The organism is Microtetraspora sp. AC03309, from assembly GCF_020826795.1.
In the GTDB taxonomy this organism is placed as follows: Bacteria; Actinomycetota; Actinomycetes; order Streptosporangiales; family Streptosporangiaceae; genus Microtetraspora; species Microtetraspora glauca.
Genome location: NZ_JADDIL010000616.1, coordinates 1 through 393, shown reverse-complemented (window position 1 = coordinate 393; position 393 = coordinate 1). Strand labels below are relative to the sequence as shown.

At 64.6% G+C, this 393-nt stretch carries 1 protein-coding gene; it reads left to right on the top strand.

Annotated features, from left to right (window positions below):
- Positions 1–141: 141 nt before the first annotated feature.
- Positions 142–393: hypothetical protein (locus IMZ11_RS44625; protein ID WP_228649861.1), on the top strand; the 252-nt coding region annotated here is incomplete at its 3' end.

Below are 393 nucleotides of genomic sequence, written 5' to 3'. Positions count from 1 at the left end.
TCTATCGACCGTGTCCAACCAACCTGTTACGCTCCGGGCCATCACGCCCGAAATGCACGCCACTTACTTTGCGCGGCAAACCTATTCGGGCCATTCGGCGCCGACGTCGCTCCGCCTCATTATGAAGGGAAGCAGCTCGACATGACCGTCACCACCGACGCACCCATCCGCAATGGTCACCCAGTGGCCCAACCCGCAGCCCAGAGCGCACCGCAGCCGGCGCGACCGCCAGCTGCGTCGCACCCGCCGGCGGCGAACGCTTCCACGGAGGAGCATCTGCACTGGTTTGAGAAGGTGTTCCCAGGCAAGAAGAATCGGCCCGCCCTGACCCCGGAGGAGGCCAAGCGTGCTTCTGCCCGCATGTTCTGCTGGGGATGGCTGCTGTTCGCCATG